Source organism: Planktothrix prolifica NIVA-CYA 540 (assembly GCF_963864145.1).
GTDB lineage: Bacteria > Cyanobacteriota > Cyanobacteriia > Cyanobacteriales > Microcoleaceae > Planktothrix > Planktothrix agardhii.
The window spans coordinates 3641189-3658170 of the sequence record NZ_CAWLTW010000001.1; the positions used below are offsets into that span (position 1 = coordinate 3641189).

The 16982-nt window shown below is 39.6% G+C and carries 10 protein-coding genes; 5 read left to right on the plus strand and 5 right to left on the minus strand.

Going from position 1 to position 16982, the window contains the following annotated elements; all coding sequences use genetic code 11:
* Positions 1-21: 21 nt before the first annotated feature.
* Positions 22-1167: a DegT/DnrJ/EryC1/StrS family aminotransferase gene (locus AC559H_RS16255; protein ID WP_202806289.1), complete on the minus strand. Its 1146-nt coding sequence runs from the start codon at positions 1165-1167 to the stop codon at positions 22-24.
* 250 nt (positions 1168-1417) lie between these two features.
* Here AC559H_RS16255 and AC559H_RS16260 point away from each other — a divergent pair, with 250 nt between their 5' ends.
* Positions 1418-1768 (plus strand): hypothetical protein, encoded by a 351-nt coding sequence (locus AC559H_RS16260; protein WP_026796015.1) that lies wholly within the window; start codon positions 1418-1420, stop codon positions 1766-1768.
* Between the two features lie 183 nt (positions 1769-1951).
* On the opposite strand, the gene AC559H_RS16265 is transcribed toward AC559H_RS16260, so the two are convergent.
* The gene (locus AC559H_RS16265; protein ID WP_026796016.1) at positions 1952-2446 is read right to left on the minus strand and encodes a DUF427 domain-containing protein; all 495 of its coding nucleotides are present in this window, start codon (positions 2444-2446) and stop codon (positions 1952-1954) included.
* Positions 2447-2610: 164 nt separating this feature from the next.
* Here AC559H_RS16265 and AC559H_RS16270 point away from each other — a divergent pair, with 164 nt between their 5' ends.
* Positions 2611-2748: a hypothetical protein gene (locus tag AC559H_RS16270; protein WP_158442088.1), complete on the plus strand. Its 138-nt coding sequence runs from the start codon at positions 2611-2613 to the stop codon at positions 2746-2748.
* A 97-nt stretch (positions 2749-2845) separates the two neighbouring features.
* Here AC559H_RS16270 and AC559H_RS16275 read toward each other — a convergent pair whose 3' ends face one another.
* Both AC559H_RS16275 and AC559H_RS16280 read right to left on the minus strand, forming a co-directional pair.
* Positions 2846-4525: an ABC1 kinase family protein gene (locus AC559H_RS16275; RefSeq protein ID WP_026796017.1), complete on the minus strand. Its 1680-nt coding sequence runs from the start codon at positions 4523-4525 to the stop codon at positions 2846-2848.
* A gap of 71 nt (positions 4526-4596) precedes the next feature.
* Positions 4597-6237 carry a GspE/PulE family protein gene (locus AC559H_RS16280; RefSeq protein WP_148292160.1) on the minus strand — a complete coding sequence of 547 codons (1641 nt, stop codon included), beginning with the start codon at positions 6235-6237 and terminating at the stop codon, positions 4597-4599.
* A gap of 206 nt (positions 6238-6443) precedes the next feature.
* Here AC559H_RS16280 and AC559H_RS16285 point away from each other — a divergent pair, with 206 nt between their 5' ends.
* The 3 genes from AC559H_RS16285 (at position 6444) to AC559H_RS16295 (ending at position 14966) form a co-directional block, all read left to right on the plus strand.
* Positions 6444-8132: a DUF3352 domain-containing protein gene (locus tag AC559H_RS16285; RefSeq protein WP_026785265.1), complete on the plus strand. Its 1689-nt coding sequence runs from the start codon at positions 6444-6446 to the stop codon at positions 8130-8132.
* A gap of 139 nt (positions 8133-8271) precedes the next feature.
* The gene (locus AC559H_RS16290; protein ID WP_026796019.1) at positions 8272-11586 is read left to right on the plus strand and encodes an Eco57I restriction-modification methylase domain-containing protein; all 3315 of its coding nucleotides are present in this window, start codon (positions 8272-8274) and stop codon (positions 11584-11586) included.
* Positions 11587-12224: 638 nt separating this feature from the next.
* Positions 12225-14966: a phycobilisome rod-core linker polypeptide gene (locus AC559H_RS16295; RefSeq protein ID WP_026796020.1), complete on the plus strand. Its 2742-nt coding sequence runs from the start codon at positions 12225-12227 to the stop codon at positions 14964-14966.
* A 247-nt stretch (positions 14967-15213) separates the two neighbouring features.
* Here the strand turns inward: AC559H_RS16295 and AC559H_RS16300 are convergent, their stop codons facing one another.
* The gene (locus AC559H_RS16300) at positions 15214-16938 is read right to left on the minus strand and encodes a diflavin flavoprotein (protein WP_026796021.1); all 1725 of its coding nucleotides are present in this window, start codon (positions 16936-16938) and stop codon (positions 15214-15216) included.
* Between the last annotated feature and the right edge of the window lie 44 nt (positions 16939-16982).

A 16982-nucleotide genomic window follows, 5' to 3' on the forward strand; every position in this document is an offset into this window, starting at 1 on the left:
AATCGCACCCACCGCACGTTTCTACAATTGTGGGATTTGAGTCAATCCTTCTTTTATAGCCGTAATTACCTGATCTTGCTGTTCTGGAGACAGTTCGGGAAACAGGGGTAAAGATAAGACCTCCTGACAAACCCTTTCAACAATTGGGAATTGATTGGCTTGATAGCCCAAATATTGATAGACGGGTTGCTGATGTAGGGGAATGGGATAGTAAATCATAGAACCAATTCCCTGTTCTTGCAGGTAGTTTCGCAGATAATCCCTAGGCTTGATTTCAGAATTCAGGGGGCCTTGAACCCTAATCGTGTATTGATTCCAAACACTTTCACCGGAAGGGATTTCTTGGGGTGTAATAATTTCTGATAGGGGATAGAGTAACTGGTGATACCGTTTGGCGAGGGTATGCCGTTGTTGATTCCAGGTATCGAGATAACGCAGTTTGATCCGTAAAATCGCTGCTTGTAGGGCATCCAAACGGCTATTAATCCCAATGGTATCCGAACTATAACGGGTTGATTGACCATGTTCTTTGATGATTCTCATGGCTTTGGCCAGGGCCGGATCTTGAGTTGTCACCGCCCCTCCATCCCCACAGGCGCCTAAATTTTTCGTGGGGAAGAAACTAAAACAACCGATATCTCCGATACTGCCGACTTTTTGCCCTTGCCAAGTTGCTCCGGTGGCTTGGGCGCAGTCTTCAATTACTGCTAAATGATAGGATTTTGCCACGGCCATTAATCGGGTCATGTCCAAGGGTTGACCAAATAAATGGACGGGGATAATGGCTTTCGTTTTCTCGGTAATAGCGTTAGGAATTTGTTCAATATCGAGATTAAAAGTTTTGGCATCAATATCGACAAATACAGGCGTTGCTCCCACCGCACTGATCATTTCTGCCGTGGCGATAAAGGTAAAGGGGGTGGTAATCACTTCATCACCTGGGCCAATATTTAGGGCGCGTAAGGCCAAAAATAGGGCATCGGTTCCCGAATTACAGGGAATGGTTTCCCTAACCCCAATATATTCTCCAAAGTCTTGTTCAAAGGCTTCGACCGTTGAACCTCCAATATAACGACCGGAAGCCAAGACCGCTTGGACACAAGCGTTGACTTCATCCTGAATGGTTTTGTACTGTAGGCTAAGATCGAGCGGGGGGACTGTATTCACGTTTGACACCACCAAGTAAAATTGAAATTGGGTTCGCTACTAGAGGAACGTTTTTTTGATTTCTTTAAGATTTTACAGACTAGGGTACTTTTCTTTGGACTAATTGCGATCGCAATTGCTGTTCTTTCTGGTAGGGGTCAAAGGGTCACGGTTACTCTCTATGGTTTTTGGCGGTTAAACTGCTAGAATTATTCCGAGTTAAATTTTGACTCTGCTACAATAACGTGCAGTTTATTACATTTATTAACTTATGTCTGAATTTCAAGATTTTTTAAGACGAAAAGTTGCCTACGTTGCCATCGGGGAATTCAAACCGGGTAAATTTAAAGAAGCTCAAACATTATTTGAACAAGCGGTAGCCACTTACAAAGAAGGCTTTCAAGGAGCTTATTTACTTCAAGAACCTGGAACCGATAAGGGAATTGCTCTGATTTTCTGGGAAGATATTGGTGATATGGATACTTCCAATAACCACACCGAAGCCTATCAAGCTATTATGAATGAAATGTCATCCCTATTTGTCAAGGCTCCAACTACATCTTTTTATGAAGTCAATAGTGCCATTCATTTAGAACAATTGGCTGAATCATTACTGAAATAAAACCCTAATCAGTTTCAACAGATTATAGAGCTACGCACTAGGGAACACCGGAACACCGGAACACCGGAACAGGGAATGAGTTTCAGGATTTAGAAGTGTTCTAACTTTAATGCGTAGCACTATACAATGTTTACACCCACACCAACCCGCTCAGGCGGGTTTTTTTAGGTTAAATAGTAGAGATTACCACCCCATGGTTCCGGGTTCTCCCTTAAAAGGCCCGACAATATTTTGAGTAATCCAACCTCCATAAAAATCACCAGTTTGGGCTTGAACTAACTCATCTCCCACATAGCAAGCATCCATTAAACTAGCATAAAAACTATAATAATTTTGAATATCAATAAATTCAGGAACCGGAGTCAAATAACTCCAAGCCGCATTAACAGCTTGTTTGTCACCGACTGTAATATTATAATAACTACAACCTCCTTTCCATTCACACCAACTTCTGCGAGAAGTTTGTTGTAAATACTCTAATTTAATATCTTCGGGCGGAATATAATATACCGGAGGATGGCTGGTTTCTAAGACTCGTTTTGCTCCTTGGGTTTCTGCTAGAATCACCCCATTAAATATTACTTTAATCGGTTGGTTGACATCTTCCAAACGAGGGGGACGGGGATAATCCCAAACGGATTCTTGGCCGGGTTCTGGGGGAATAGGGATAGGTAGCATTCTGATAATTTCCTGATTTTGGTTAGCAATTGTATTTTTACATATTTTATTGAAAATTTCAAACTGGCTTTTATAGAATAGCAAGATTAAAGAGCGATCGCCCATTCTTGACTAACTCCGATAAAATTGTTAAAATTAAGATAGTATTGAGGTTGAATTGCATAATGGTAACTAACTCTCCTCCCCTAATCCATCTTGGGAATAAATTAAATTATGATATTGGAATTAAGCAACTCAAAAATGGTAAATATCAAACATTTGTCTTGAAATATCCCAGTTTAAAAGCATCTGGAAATAAATGAGCCGGGAGCGTGTTTACAACTTCTTTGTGTCTTTGTGTCTTTGTGGTTAAATTAGGCTTAACACTTCTCAAGATACAAGCAAAAACTACTATAAACCTTAACTTTCCGCAATTCGATCTAACCGTTCTCGAATAGCCAAATTAAAGAGCGATCGCACCGACATCCATAACCCAAATAATGATAAAACCAGGACAAAAACCGCCCATCCTTGATAATTTCCAATTAATAAAATCGCCCCCGCAATTAAAGTAAATCCTGTCCAGCAGATATAAATTAAAGTTTTAATTGCTAAATTAATCCGTCTTAAAGCGCGATCGCTTTCCACAGACCTGACCCGAATTTGTAACTCTCCTTCTTCCAAACGTTCTTCTAAACGACGAATTAACACCTCTGATTTACTCGGTTGTTGTAATCTAAACTTAATAAAATCTCGCGCCTGTTTTGCTAATTCTCCGACTAAATTACCTCGTCCTTGAGAAATAGTTAAACTCTTAACAAAAGGTTCGGCGCAAGCCACTAAACTATATTTAGGGTCTAAAGTTCTGGCTAAACCATCCAAGGTAGTTAAAGACTTTAAAATAAACATCATTTGAGCAGGTAAACGGAAGGGTTGTTGCTCAAACATGATATAAATTTCTTCTTTAATTTGATTAAACATTTGAAAATCAACGGGTTTTTCTGTAAATTCTTCTAATAAAAATTTAACCATTTTTCTGACAGGTTTCATATCAGATACAGGTTCGATCAATCCAATATCAACTAAAGTAGTTAATACAACATCGGTATCTTTTTTTAATACCGCAAAAAAGGCTTTAATCATCTGATCCTTAGCTAAGGCTTTGACTTCTGCCATCATGCCAAAATCATAAAAAATCAAATTTCCATCAATGCTAACGGCAATATTTCCTGGGTGGGGGTCAGCTTGGAAAAAACCATCCTGAAGAATCTGTTTTAAATAACAACAAATCCCCAACTGATTGATCCGTTTGACATCAATTCCATAGGCAATTAATTGATCTCGATTATCAGCTTTAATTCCTGGTAAATATTGCATAGTTAGTATCTTATGGGTGGTATATTTCCAATATACTTTTGGTACTAAAATCCCCGGATAATTTTTAAAATTTTCTTTAAATCTTTCAGCATTATTACCTTCTTTAATATAATCAATTTCTTGATATAAAATCATAAAAAACTCATTATATAATTCATCCAAATTATAAAGTTTTGACCAACTAAAATGCCGTTGACAAAACTGAATTATGCGCCGCACCGCTTGTACATCTAAATCAAATAATTGTTTTAAACCCGGACGCTGAACTTTAACAATTACATCCTCTCCCGTGTGCAGTCTGGCTTTATGAACTTGTCCTAAACTAGCTGCGGCTAGGGGTTGTTCATCAAAATCTCGATATAATGTAAATAAAGAATGACCTAATTCTGCTTCAATAATAGCGACGGCTTCATCGGTACTAAAAGCAGGAACTTGATCCTGTAGTTTTTCTAATTCTTCAACATATTCTAGGGGTAAAATATCGGCTCTTGTTGATAGAGCTTGTCCTATTTTGATAAAAGTTGGCCCCAACTCCAAGAGAGTTTTAACTAACCAAATCGCTCGTTTTCGTTTCTGTTGATTGGTCTGATTTGCTAAGGTTTTATCCCACCATAAAAAGAACATAAACGACCCGCAGGCGGTGAATACATCTAATTGTCTGGTTAATGGAGAATATCGAGTTTTTTGCCAACGCAGGGGTTTAGAATTAATGGGTGTAAGCATGGGAAATCTAAGATAAAAATAAATAGAATTGTAATGCTTAGAAATAGGCTTTTATAATCCTAATTTCAAGTTTAAATTGAGAATTTTCGAGCTAAAGAACTGCGAGGTAAAACACGCTGAATTTCTTCAACGGTGGTGGCTCCAGTTGTGACTTTTTCAATGGCGGCAATTCGGAATGATAAAAAGCCTGTTTCATGCAAATAACGATGTAATTCTGTTAGAGTTCCTTCATAGATAATTTCACGAATTCGATCATCAACAGCTAATAATTCTACAATTGCTTCTCGCCCAGAATAGCCGGAATTAAAACAGTTAGAACAGCCTCGACCTTTGCGCCAACCGTCAGTTTTTACATCTTTTAATTCTAACCCTAATAGGTCTAAATCCATCGCCGTTGGGCTATAGGATTCCGCGCAGTGGGGACAAACACGACGGGTTAAGCGTTGTCCCACAATTCCTAATAAGGCATCACTAATTAACCCCGGATCGGGGCCAATATCTTTTAAACGGGGAATGGCACCAATGGCATCATTTGTATGCAAGGTTGTTAACACTAAATGACCAGTTAATGCGGCACGAATGGCGGTATCTGCCGTATCTTGATCCCGAATTTCTCCCACCATAATAATATCAGGATCTTGTCGTAAAATAGCGCGTAATCCAGAAGCAAAAGTCATCCCGGCTCGTTCATGAACTTGAGTTTGAGTAATCCCAGATAAGATATATTCAACGGGATCTTCCACGGTGACAACATTAACATTTTCTGTGGCAACGGCTAACAAACTATTATAAAGGGTGCTGGTTTTTCCTGACCCTGTGGGCCCGGTAAAAATAATCATTCCTTGGGGTTGACAGAGCCAACTTTTATAAATATTTAATGTGGTTTCAGAGAAGCCTAAATCTTGTAATCCAGAAAAGGGATTTTCTTGGGGTAATAATCGAATTACAGCTTTTTCACCCCCGACACAGGGCAGGGTACTAACCCGCATATCAAGGGCAACTTCTAAGTCTTTTCCTGATACATAATTCTCCCCAATTCTGCCATCTTGGGGGCGACGACTTTCGGCAATATCCATATTAGACATAACTTTAATTGCCACAATAACTTTACGTCCAATATCCGAAGGTAAGAGCGTAATATTGCGAAGTAAACCATCAATTCGATAACGAACTCTTAAACCATCTTTGGAAGGTTCTAAATGAATATCACTGGCACGATTTCTTAAAGCTCCTGAAATTAAAGTTTTAATTCGAGTCAGTTGATCCGCGGCTTTTGATAAATATAATTCGGTGGTTTCACTAACATTTTCCGATTCTAATTCTCCCGTTAATGGGTTAATTAATGGGTTAGATGTAATTCGATGGGGATCGAGATGTTGGGCATGATACCAAGCCCGATAACTTTTATCATCAATGGGGATAATTTTAATATCAGAAAAAGTGCGATCGCCCATCATGGTGAGTGCGTCCATGGAGACTTCTACCGGACATCCCAAATAATAACAATTTTGCCATAATAATAACGGAATAACCGGGGGCAAAATATTTTTATCTGGAAATTCACGAAAAAATCTAAAACTAACATCCCGATCCAATAATTTTAGATTCAAAATTTTTTGATCATCGACTAAATTTTTCAATGCTTGTTCACAGTTAATACTCTGGTTTCTCAGTTGTTGCCAAGCGGATAAAACGGGTGTTCTTGCAGTCATAATAGGTTAACAATAGGATAAATATAATCCAATCAAAAATTGAGTCAATAAATACATCAGTTATCTAGTATAATTATACAGGTAAAGTATATATTTTGAACTTAACTCTCCTTCAATCTGTCTTCTTTGTATCGTAAGTACACAATTGACACATAATAAAGAAGGAACTCCCATCGGAAAATTTTATTCGCTCAACAGTTAAGCTTATGAAAAGACGCTCATTTCCTAAAATTTTGGTAATTGGTCTAGTTGTTTTAGGACTCCTGGGAATTGGGGGAGTTTATAAATTATCAGGTCAAAACCCGGCTGCTTTAGTTACAGGTAGCACAAAAACAGCACCAGAGGCGGCAATGTTTGTTCCTCGGACGGCTCCGGCGATGGTTTCATTATTAGTAAATCCTGATCGGTTAGAATCAGTGGGAAAGATTTTAACCTTTTCTCAAAAAAGTAATAATAATCGGATTCAACTTAACTCTATTAAAGAAAGTCTTTTAGCAAATACAGGGTTAAATTATGGGCGAGATATTCAACCCTGGTTAGGGAATGAAATCACTTGGGCATTAGTTACCCCCGATCTAGATCGGTTAGCGAATAATGGTCAACAACCTGGATATTTTGTGGCTTTATCAACAAAAAATTCTCAAAAAAGTCAGGAGATTTTAGATAAATTTTGGCAAAAACAAGTGGATGCGGGTTTAGATATTGTTCAGGATCAATATCGAGGGGTTAAACTAATTTATCGCCGACCCTTTCAAGGAACAATTGATGATGCACCGACTTTAGTTATGGCTACAATTAACGATCGCTTTGTGTTATTTGCCAACTATCCCAAGGTGATGAAAGAAGCCTTAAATACGGTACAAGCGAATCTGAATTTAAGTCAATCTGAATCCTATCAAAAAGCCTTAAAAGAATTAAAACCTGGGGGAGTGGGATTTGGATTTTTTAATTTAGGAGATTGGCAATTAGTCACTGACCAAACAGACGAATTTATCGGTCAAAAACCAAGTTTAGCCGTATCTTTAGGGATTAATTCTCAAGGATTATTAGCGGAAACCGTGTTAATTGCTACCGTCGAGGAAGATACAACTAATCCATCTCCGGCATTTTCTCAACCCGTAGCAGCATTAAACTATATTAGTTCTAATAGTCCGTTATTAATTGCCGGAAAAGACTTAAATCAACTCTGGAAAGATTTTTCTGCTATTGTTGCAGCTAATCAACCTTTAGAAGAATTTATTACCCAACCTATAGACGGAATTAAAACCTTGTGGGGTTTAGATTTACCTCAAGATATTTTCAGTTGGGTGACAGGAGAATATGCCTTAGCTGTAGTTCCCCATAGCAATGAAAAATGGGATTGGGTGTTTGTGGCAGAACGTTCAGAAAATGCTAATTTAGCTATTGAAAATTTAGATAAAATAGCAACAGAACAAGGCTATAGTTTGGGATCATTTAATCTTAATAATAATACCCTTTCCGCCTGGACAAAGTTAACCCCGATGGTTTTAGAGAAAAAGGATAAAGCCAAAACTCAAACTAGATTAATTCAAGCAAATGCAAAAGGAGTACATTCAACCGTAGGGAAATATGAAATTTTTACAACTTCTGTAGAAGCAATGGATGAGGTATTAGGATTGTCAAAAACGGAAAATTTGATTACTCAAGATCCCGATTTCAAGGCTAGTATTGAAGTTTTACCTAAAATAAACGATGGTTATTTCTATCTCAATTGGCTAACCAGTCGGAATTTCCTTAATCAACAATTCCCTTTGTTTAAATTAGTAGAACTTTCGGCTAAACCATTTTTTGATAATTTGCGATCGTTTACCATTAGTAGTAGCGATCGCGTCGGGAATATTCAGCACGCAACGGTATTTTTAAGACTGCGTTAAATTCCGTTGTTGGGATGAGTGCCCCTCCTGATGCGCTCAAGCGCAACAACGAGTTTTTAATGGGGGTTATGATACTTCTAGGGTGGGTTTTACCCACCCGAAAATTTGAAGATTGACATTTTTCTATTCAAGAAATCCGATGCAAGTAACTAAAACCTTATTTCAAAATAAAATACTAAATAATGCTATCCGCAATTTTACCTTTCCTGATGATTTGCTAGACCGTCATAATATTCTTCAAGGTTGGATTAAAACCCTGAAAGCAGGAACATTAGAAAAAGTCAAAGAAACGTCTTTACAGGGGGATTTTTTAAAAGACATTTTTCAGGATATTTTAGGATATCGGTCTGTAATTTCAGGAGAGGGAAAAACCTGGGAAATTCACGCCGAACAAACGATTTCTGATGGGGGTGGATTTGCTGATGGTGCGTTAGGATTATTTACGAATATTGAAGGCAAACTACAGGGAAAAATTATTGCACCTATTGAATTAAAAAGTGCTAAAAACGATTTAGATCGACCTGCACCCGGATGTAAACTTTCTGCGGTTGAACAGGGTTGGCAATATGCTAATTATACAGAAAATTGTCGGTGGGTGATTGTTTCTAATTATCGAGAATTACGTCTTTATCAAATTAGCAAAACTCCGGCTTATTTTGAACGTTTTTTATTAATTGAATTAGAAGCGATCGCAAATTTTAAAAAGCTATATTATTTACTCTGTCGGACTAATTTTCTACCCAAAACCGGACAACAACAATCGGTTATTGATCGATTATTAGCTGATTCCGATACCGCCCAACAAGAAATTACAGAACAACTCTATCAAGATTATCATAATGTCCGAATAAATCTTGTTAATCATTTTCGCTTCACCGGGCCGAAAAATCTCCCAAATCGAGATAATATTTTAATTGAAAAAGCTCAAAAAACCTTAGATAGAATTCTATTTTTAGCTTTTTGTCAAGATCGAGGTTTATTACCGAAAAACACCCTTAATAATGCTCATGATCACAAAGATCCTTATAATCCTCGATTCATTTGGGATAATTATAAATCAGTCTTTTCTTGGGTTGATAAAGGAAATGAAGATCCACCAATTCCTGGTTATAATGGAGGATTATTTGAACATGACCCGTTATTAGATGAACAATTAACGGTTACTGACCCTCTGTGTACACAACTCAAAAATTTAACTAAATATGACTTTGAGACTGAGGTTTCTGTTGATATTTTAGGGCATATTTTTGAACAATCAATTACGGATTTAGAAGCATTAAAAGCTAAAACTCAAACTCAGGAATTTAACCAAAAATCAGGGAAACGCAAAACCCAAGGAATTTTTTATACTCCGGCGTTTATTACTCAATATATTGTGCGGGTAGCTTTGGGTGGTTATCTCAAACAAAAAGAAGATGAATTACGCGATAGCCTCCGGCTGGGCGGAGCCCCTCGCTTTCAATTAAATATTACCACAAAAACCAACAAAAAGCAACAAAAACAGGCAGAAATTCAATTTTGGCAAACCTATCGAGATCAAGTTTTAAAACTAACCAAAGTTTGTGATCCCGCTTGCGGTTCGGGTGCATTTTTAATCGCGGCTTTTGATTATTTATTCCAAGATTATCAACGAGTTAATCAAGCCTTATCTGCCCTGCTCACAACACCAGAAACAGAGTTAGAACGTTTAGATACAATGATTTTAACTCAAAACTTATATGGGGTTGATTTATCGGCGGAGTCGGTCGAAATTACTAAATTATCTCTGTGGTTAAAAACGGCGGAACACGGAAAATCTTTAACGGATTTAGATGATAATATTAAACAAGGTAATTCTATTGTTGCTGATCCTGAATTTACCGATAAACCCTTTAACTGGGAAACAGAATTTCCTGAAGTATTTGCTAACGGGGGGTTTGATGTGGTAATTGGAAATCCTCCCTATGTCCGACAGGAATTATTATCACCAATTAAACCCTATTTAAAACAGCATTATCAATCCTATAATGGGGTAGCTGATTTATATGCTTATTTCTATGAAAAAGGGTTGAATATCCTCAAACCCGCCGGAAAATTATCTTATATTGTTACTAATAAATGGTTAAAAGCGGGTTATGGTGAACCCTTGCGACGGTTTTTTATTGAAAATAGCACCTTTGAACAAATTATTGATTTTGGACACGCCCCAATTTTTGAGGATGCAGATACTTTTCCCTGTATTATATCTGTTTATAAATCTTCTCCTTCTCAAGCTGAAACAACTGAACTAAAAACCTCTATTCCTGCTGAATTTAATGTTAAACTCTGTCCAGTTCCCAGGGAAAAATTAGTTAATATTAATTTAACTCAATATGTCCAAAATGAAGGTTATGATGTTGCTTGGTCAAGGTTTACCAGTGAATCTTGGAGTTTAGAGCGTCCAGACGTTGAGGAGTTAATGAAAAAAATTCAGCGTGTGGGAATTCCTCTTAAAGATTTTGCAGGAGTTAAACCGTTATATGGCATTAAAACCGGGTTAAATGAAGCCTTTTTAATTGATGATGAAACTAAAAATAAAATTGTTCAAGCTGACCCAAAATCCGCCGAAATTATTAAACCTTATTTACGAGGTCAGGATATTAAACGGTGGAGTCCAGAATGGCAAAAGTTATGGATGATTTATACTAACTCCGAAGTTGATATTAATTTTTATCCTAGTGTAAAACAACATTTAAGTCAATATAAAGATAAGTTAGAAAAGAGAGCCAGTAAACAAGTTTGGTGGCAAATAGAAGCTTCTCCTACCTATTACCAGAAATTTTTAGACCCAAAACTAATTGTGCAACGCATAGCATTTTATCCCAGAGTAGCTTTTGATAATCAAGGTTTATTTATTAATGATTCAGCTTTAATTATTCCTAGTGATAATTACTGGATATTAGGATGTCTGAACTCTCCTGCTAATTGGTATTTAAGTTTTCGTTATCTACCCCATAAAAAAGATGAAGCATTAGCAATGGATATTCCTTACGTTCAAAATTTTCCCATTGCACCACTGACTAATATAATGTCTGTCGAGTATGAGTCTATAGTCCAAAGATTAATTGAAATAACAATATCTCAGAAAACAGTATATCAAGATTTTTTAACCTGGCTACAAATTCAATATAAAGTTAAAAAAATTAGTCGAAAATTAGAAAACTTTGCCGATCTGAATTTTGAAGAATTAATCGAAGAAGTGATCAAACAATTACCCAAAAGTAAATCATCCGACCCCTTGGGAGTCAAAGGGTTAAAATCAATTCGAGAAGCCTATAATGAATATGTACCAGATATTAAAACTCGTAAACAAGAAGCACTAAACCTAGAAAAACGGTTATCCGATTTAGTTAATCAAGCCTATCAATTAACCCCAGAAGAAATTGAATTAATCTGGAAAACAGCACCCCCTAGAATGCCTTTTTATCCAAGTTAATAAAAATTGATTGTACAGTAATAGGCAATCTGGCTATGGGTATTTTTCAGGGAAACTCTGAATCTGATCGGGTTTGGTGGTATGATCGCGTCCTAACCACCTGAATCACTGCTATACCAGAAATTTGTTTTTGATCGATGCTCAACCAACAACGGCTAACCGTCAGCAACCCCGACGTAACAAAACTTATTCTTTTTTCTCAGATAACTTCACTCAAGTCTATACAATAATTGTCGGTACGATTTTTTATCAAATTAAAAAAAAGTTTAACTTAGTGAACGAGGTTAAACTCAGGTCGCGGGAGGGCATTCCGAGACTTAAAACGGACGTGGAGACAGTGTAAGACTACTTTTTCGGTAGCAACAGTCTGCGAAACGTCAACCCCATTCAGCGACCATCCTAAAAAGGTGGCGTGGCGAGAAATCCCCGTCCGTTTACGGCGAGGAGGATGTCAAATGTCTGGTTAATTAGCCAAAATCATTTTAATCTAAAAGATTAAATTGGCAACGACTCAAGCGAGGATAGGTTGAAAGCGTCCCGGCCAAGGGCGTCGAAACGAATCCGTTGAATGTTTGAGAACAGTACCATATTCCAGGTTCCATACTGTAAAGATTCAGATAGGGAGCGACAGAGATCGAATGAGTATAAAAGCAAGTGGTGGAAGCTCAGTTGCACGTCCGCAACTATATCAAACCGTACCCGTTGCCACCATTTCCCAAGCGGAGCAACAGGATCGCTTTTTGGGCAAAAGCGAATTAAGTGAACTGGCAACCTATTTCAGTTCCGGGGCGAAACGTTTAGAAATTGCTCAAATTCTGACACAAAATGCAGAATTGATTGTTTCTCGTGCTGCTAATCGGATTTTCACGGGGGGTTCACCTCTAGCGTTTTTAGAAAAACCTAGCGAAGCGACCGAACTGGTGGCCGTTGGTGGCGGTAGCAGTAATGTCGCCGAAGGCATGAAACTGGGAACGATTTCCTATGCGGAGAGCCGAACTAACAGTCTGTTGGATGGTTTAAAATCCATTTTTGTAGATGCAGGATCGGGGCCAGCCGTGTTTTTACCCCCCGGTTTCGGGCCAATTAACGTTTCTCGTTATGGCCCTCGGAACATGACTAAATCCCTGCGGGATTTAAGCTGGTTCTTGCGTTATGTAACCTACGCCATTGTCGCCGGTGATCCAAATCTAATCGCCGTTAACGTGCGGGGACTGCGGGAAATTATTGAAAATGCTTGTTCTAGCGCGGCGACTTTGGTAGCCTTGCAAGAAATGCGTCGGGCTGCTTTGGGCTATTTAAAAGCTGACAAAGAAGCTCAAGAAATTGCCCTGCAATACTTTGGGGTATTAATCACCGAATTTGAAGCGGCCACTCCTGGGACAAAGGTTCGCCAACGTCCTAACAGTAGTGACAAACAGGGGTTAGCACTGCCTCAAATTTACTTCAACGCCGCCGAGCGACGTCAGAAGTTCGTGATGAAACCGGGCTTGTCTTCGACGGAAAAAGAAGATGTGGTGAAAGCGGCCTATCGCCAAGTGTTTGAACGGGATATTACCCGCGCCTATAGCTTGAGCGTTTCCGACTTAGAATCCAAGGTGAAAAACGGCGAAATCTCCACCAAAGAGTTTATCCGCCGCTTAGGGAAATCTCCGTTATACCGGAAAAATTTCTATGAGCCTTATGTGAATAGTCGGGTGGTGGAACTGGCAACCCGTCACTTCTTGGGCCGGGGTTTAAGTTCTCCTGAAGAATTTACCAAATATTTCTCGATTGTCTCCAAAGGCGGTTTATCGGCCTTAGTGGATGCGCTGGTTGATTCCGAGGAATATTCCGATTATTTCGGGGAAGAAACCGTTCCCTATTTGCGCGGTTTGGGTCAAGAAGCCCAAGAATGTCGCAACTGGGGGCCACAAATTGACCTGTTTAACTACAGCGCTCCTTTCCGCAAAGTGCCACAGTTTGTGACTTTGTTCGCAGACTATAAACAACCTCTGCGGGATCAGCACGTTTACGGGACTGGGAATGATCCTCTGGAAATTCAGTTCGGGGCAATTTTCCCGAAAGAAACCCGCAATCCTAGTAACCGTCCGGCTCCTTTTGGTAAAGATACCAGAAGAATTCTGATCCGCAATGGGGCTGGAATTGATAACCAGTTAAGCAACCCGGCGGCCAGAGGCAACCATCCTGGCTCTTTGGGGCCGAAGGTGTTCAAACTGGATCAACTGCCTGGGGGCTATATTAGCAGTCGGTTCAAGCGCAGTGGTAGCAGCAAAGGAACCAGTGTTAATTACTCGGAATCCTCTACCCAAACGTTGATTCGTGCAGCTTATCGGCAGGTGTTTGGTCGGGAACTCTATGAGGGTCAACGCCAAACTGTTGCGGAAATTAAGCTGGAAAACGGCGATATTACCGTGCGTGAGTTTATTCGCGCCTTGGCGAAGTCCGATGTGTTCCGTAAGATGTATTGGACGTCGCTGTATGTGTGTAAAGCGATCGAATTTATTCATCGCCGTCTGTTGGGTCGTCCAACCTACGGCCGTCAGGAAATGAATGCCTACTTCGATCTGAGTTCCAAGAAGGGCTTCTATGCTTTGGTAGATGCCATTCTCGATAGTCAGGAATATAACGAAGCCTTTGGGGAAGATACGGTTCCTTATGAACGGTATTTGACTCCGGGGGGTGTTTCTCTGCGGACGGGTCGTGTCGGTGCCTTTGCTGAGAAAAAACCTGTGGGGCGTGATGAAGTTACTCCTCGGTTTATTGAACTGGGTACTCCTGACCAAACTAAGGGTGAGATGGAGTTAGATAATCGTGTTGCTCAAGGTGTCAGCAAGCGACGTGAACAAAGCAAAGTGTTCAAGTTGACGACTACTACTGATAAAGTGGCGCTGAAGACCTTAATTCAAGCGCTTTATCGTCAAATCTTTGAGCGCAATATTGATCCCTATGTGAACAGAAATGAGTTTACGGCTCTGGAAAGTAAGCTGGGGAACAATGAAATTAACCTGAAGGAGTTTGTTGAGGCGTTGGGAAGCACTTCTCTGTATATTAAGGAGTTCTATACCCCCTATCCCAATACTAAGGTGATTGAGTTGGGAACCAAGCATTTCTTGGGTCGCGCACCTCGCAACCAAGCGGAAATTCGGCAGTATAACCAAATCCTGGCAACCGATGGGTTGAAGGGGTTTATTAATGCGATGGTGAACAGTGTGGAATATGCTCAACTGTTCGGGGAAGATACGGTTCCTTATCGTCGTTATCCCACCTTACCTGCGGCTAATTTCCCGAATACGGAACGGCTGTATAACCAATTAACTAAGCAAAACGATGAGTTAGTAGTTCCCAGTTTTGAACCTGTGACTGCGACTGACCGTAGCTAAAATCAGTAATCAGTTATCAGTGTAAGAGTTAATAGTCAAGAGTTAGTTAACTAATAACTAATAACTAATAACAGCTTATATCCCTCTGTGTTTCTATGGAGGGATTTTTATTGCCGAATTATATAGCACTACGCATTACAGTTAAAACACTTCTAAATCCCGGCGCAGCCTGTTCCCTCCCCCCCCAGCCCCCCGTGCACGGGGGGTTTGGGGGGCTGTTCCGGTGTTCCGGTGTTCCCTGCTGTAATTAATATTGGGTTCCCGTCTTCCGATAATGAACCGCCGTAACTCCATCTGAATTCAACACCTGACCCTGATGAACAGTGGCATAAATTACCCAATGATCGCCACATTCCATCCGATTTTTTACCTCACAATCGAGATAGGCTAAGGCATCTTTTAAGATCAAACAACCCGTCGATGTTTCTTCCGTTTCTATGTCAACAAACCGATTTTCTCCGGGTTCAAAACGCTTGAGAAAATGTTTTCGCAGTTCTTTTCCTTCCTGCAAAATATTGAGTACAAAGCGATCGCCAATATGAGTTAAGGGTTCCAAGGCCCGATCCTTAGCCACCGCTACGGTAAACCCCGGAGGGTTGAAGGTCGCCTGGGATACCCAGGAGGCTAACATAGCGCTGTACATCTCCCCCCGACGCCCGGACACGACGCACAACGAACCAACCACACGCCCCAAGGCTTGGGCGGTGCGATCGGCTCCCGCAGAGGTAGCTGTGGGACGAAATGCCCGGCGTTTTTGGGTGCGTTTGAGGGTTTGAGCAAAATCAATCGCCGCCTCTTTACAGGTTTGTAGGGTGACATCCGTGGGGGTAAATTTAACTCGGATGGGTTCAAAACCAAATTTATAACCCGCATCTTTTAAGCGACTTTCTAACAAGTCAATTGCTTCTCCACTCCATCCATAAGACCCAAATACTCCGGCTAATTTGTTCGTCGAAGCTGTATTTAAAATCACTCCTAAAGCGGTTTGAATTTGGGTTGGAGCATGACCTCCTAGGGTGGGAGAACCAATAATAAATCCATCACATTTTTCTAGGGCTTCTTGAATTTCTGAGGATTTGGCATATTCACAATTAATTAATTCTACGGCGATATCGGACTTTGTTAATCCTTTGGCGATCGCTTGGGCTACTGTTGCGGTATTTCCATAAGCTGAGGCATATAATAATGCTACAGTTAAGTCCTGAGATTTCTGTTTTTCACTCCAATCTCGATATAAATTTGTTAGTTCTGTTTTGCCATGTTTAACTAACGGCCCATGACCGGTTCCATAGAATTTAATCGGAGGTAATTCCTTGATTTTATCGAGGTTAGAAAGAACATATTTAGCCTGGGCTGCATGAAGACAGTCATAATAAAACCGTCGATCATCGCTATAAACTGACCAGCCTTCATCAAAGACTTGATCGCCGCAAACGTGCGCCCCAAATAGCTTATCGGAGAATAAAATTTCCGTGGCTTGATCATAGGTTAAAATGGCATCGGGCCAGCGAGGAGTAGGAGTTAAAACAAACTGTAATTGATGACCTTGACCTAAATCTAAGGTTTCTTCTCCTTTGATGGTTAAAATTTTTAAGTTTTCAGTTTCAAAATATTCTCGTAATGCTAAAGCAGCCGGATTTGAACAAACGAATGTTATATTAGGTGATAATTCCAATAAAGCCTTTAATGTCGCCCCTCGATTAGCATTAAAGTGACCCAAAATAATATAATTCAACTGTTCCAAATTCACACGAGTTTGTAACGCTTCAATGTAATTTTGGGTAAAGGATTCTCCGGGGGGATCAATAATTGCAGTTTGATCAGCTTCAATAATATAACTATTCGCCGTTGTTCCCCGTTGTAGGGAATATTCAACTTCAAATTTTAACCGTTCCCAAGTGCGCGATCGCACTATTTTTGTGTTATTTCCAATTAAAAAAACTTGAACATCACGCGGTTTTTGATTATCCATAATCTTATATTAAAAAAAGTTTTTTTGATCTCTCTTGAGCCTTA

What these genes read in the sequence shown, in the direction of transcription:
- AC559H_RS16260 (WP_026796015.1), top strand. Translation starts at nt 1,418, where the DNA reads ATGTCTGAATTTCAAGATTTTTTAAGACGAAAAGTTGCCTACGTTGCC.
- AC559H_RS16265 (WP_026796016.1), bottom strand. Translation starts at nt 2,446, where the DNA reads ATGCTACCTATCCCTATTCCCCCAGAACCCGGCCAAGAATCCGTTTGG.
- AC559H_RS16270 (WP_158442088.1), top strand. Translation starts at nt 2,611, where the DNA reads ATGGTAACTAACTCTCCTCCCCTAATCCATCTTGGGAATAAATTAAAT.
- AC559H_RS16275 (WP_026796017.1), bottom strand. Translation starts at nt 4,525, where the DNA reads ATGCTTACACCCATTAATTCTAAACCCCTGCGTTGGCAAAAAACTCGA.
- AC559H_RS16280 (WP_148292160.1), bottom strand. Translation starts at nt 6,237, where the DNA reads ATGACTGCAAGAACACCCGTTTTATCCGCTTGGCAACAACTGAGAAAC.
- AC559H_RS16285 (WP_026785265.1), top strand. Translation starts at nt 6,444, where the DNA reads ATGAAAAGACGCTCATTTCCTAAAATTTTGGTAATTGGTCTAGTTGTT.
- AC559H_RS16290 (WP_026796019.1), top strand. Translation starts at nt 8,272, where the DNA reads ATGCAAGTAACTAAAACCTTATTTCAAAATAAAATACTAAATAATGCT.
- AC559H_RS16295 (WP_026796020.1), top strand. Translation starts at nt 12,225, where the DNA reads ATGAGTATAAAAGCAAGTGGTGGAAGCTCAGTTGCACGTCCGCAACTA.
- AC559H_RS16300 (WP_026796021.1), bottom strand. Translation starts at nt 16,938, where the DNA reads ATGGATAATCAAAAACCGCGTGATGTTCAAGTTTTTTTAATTGGAAAT.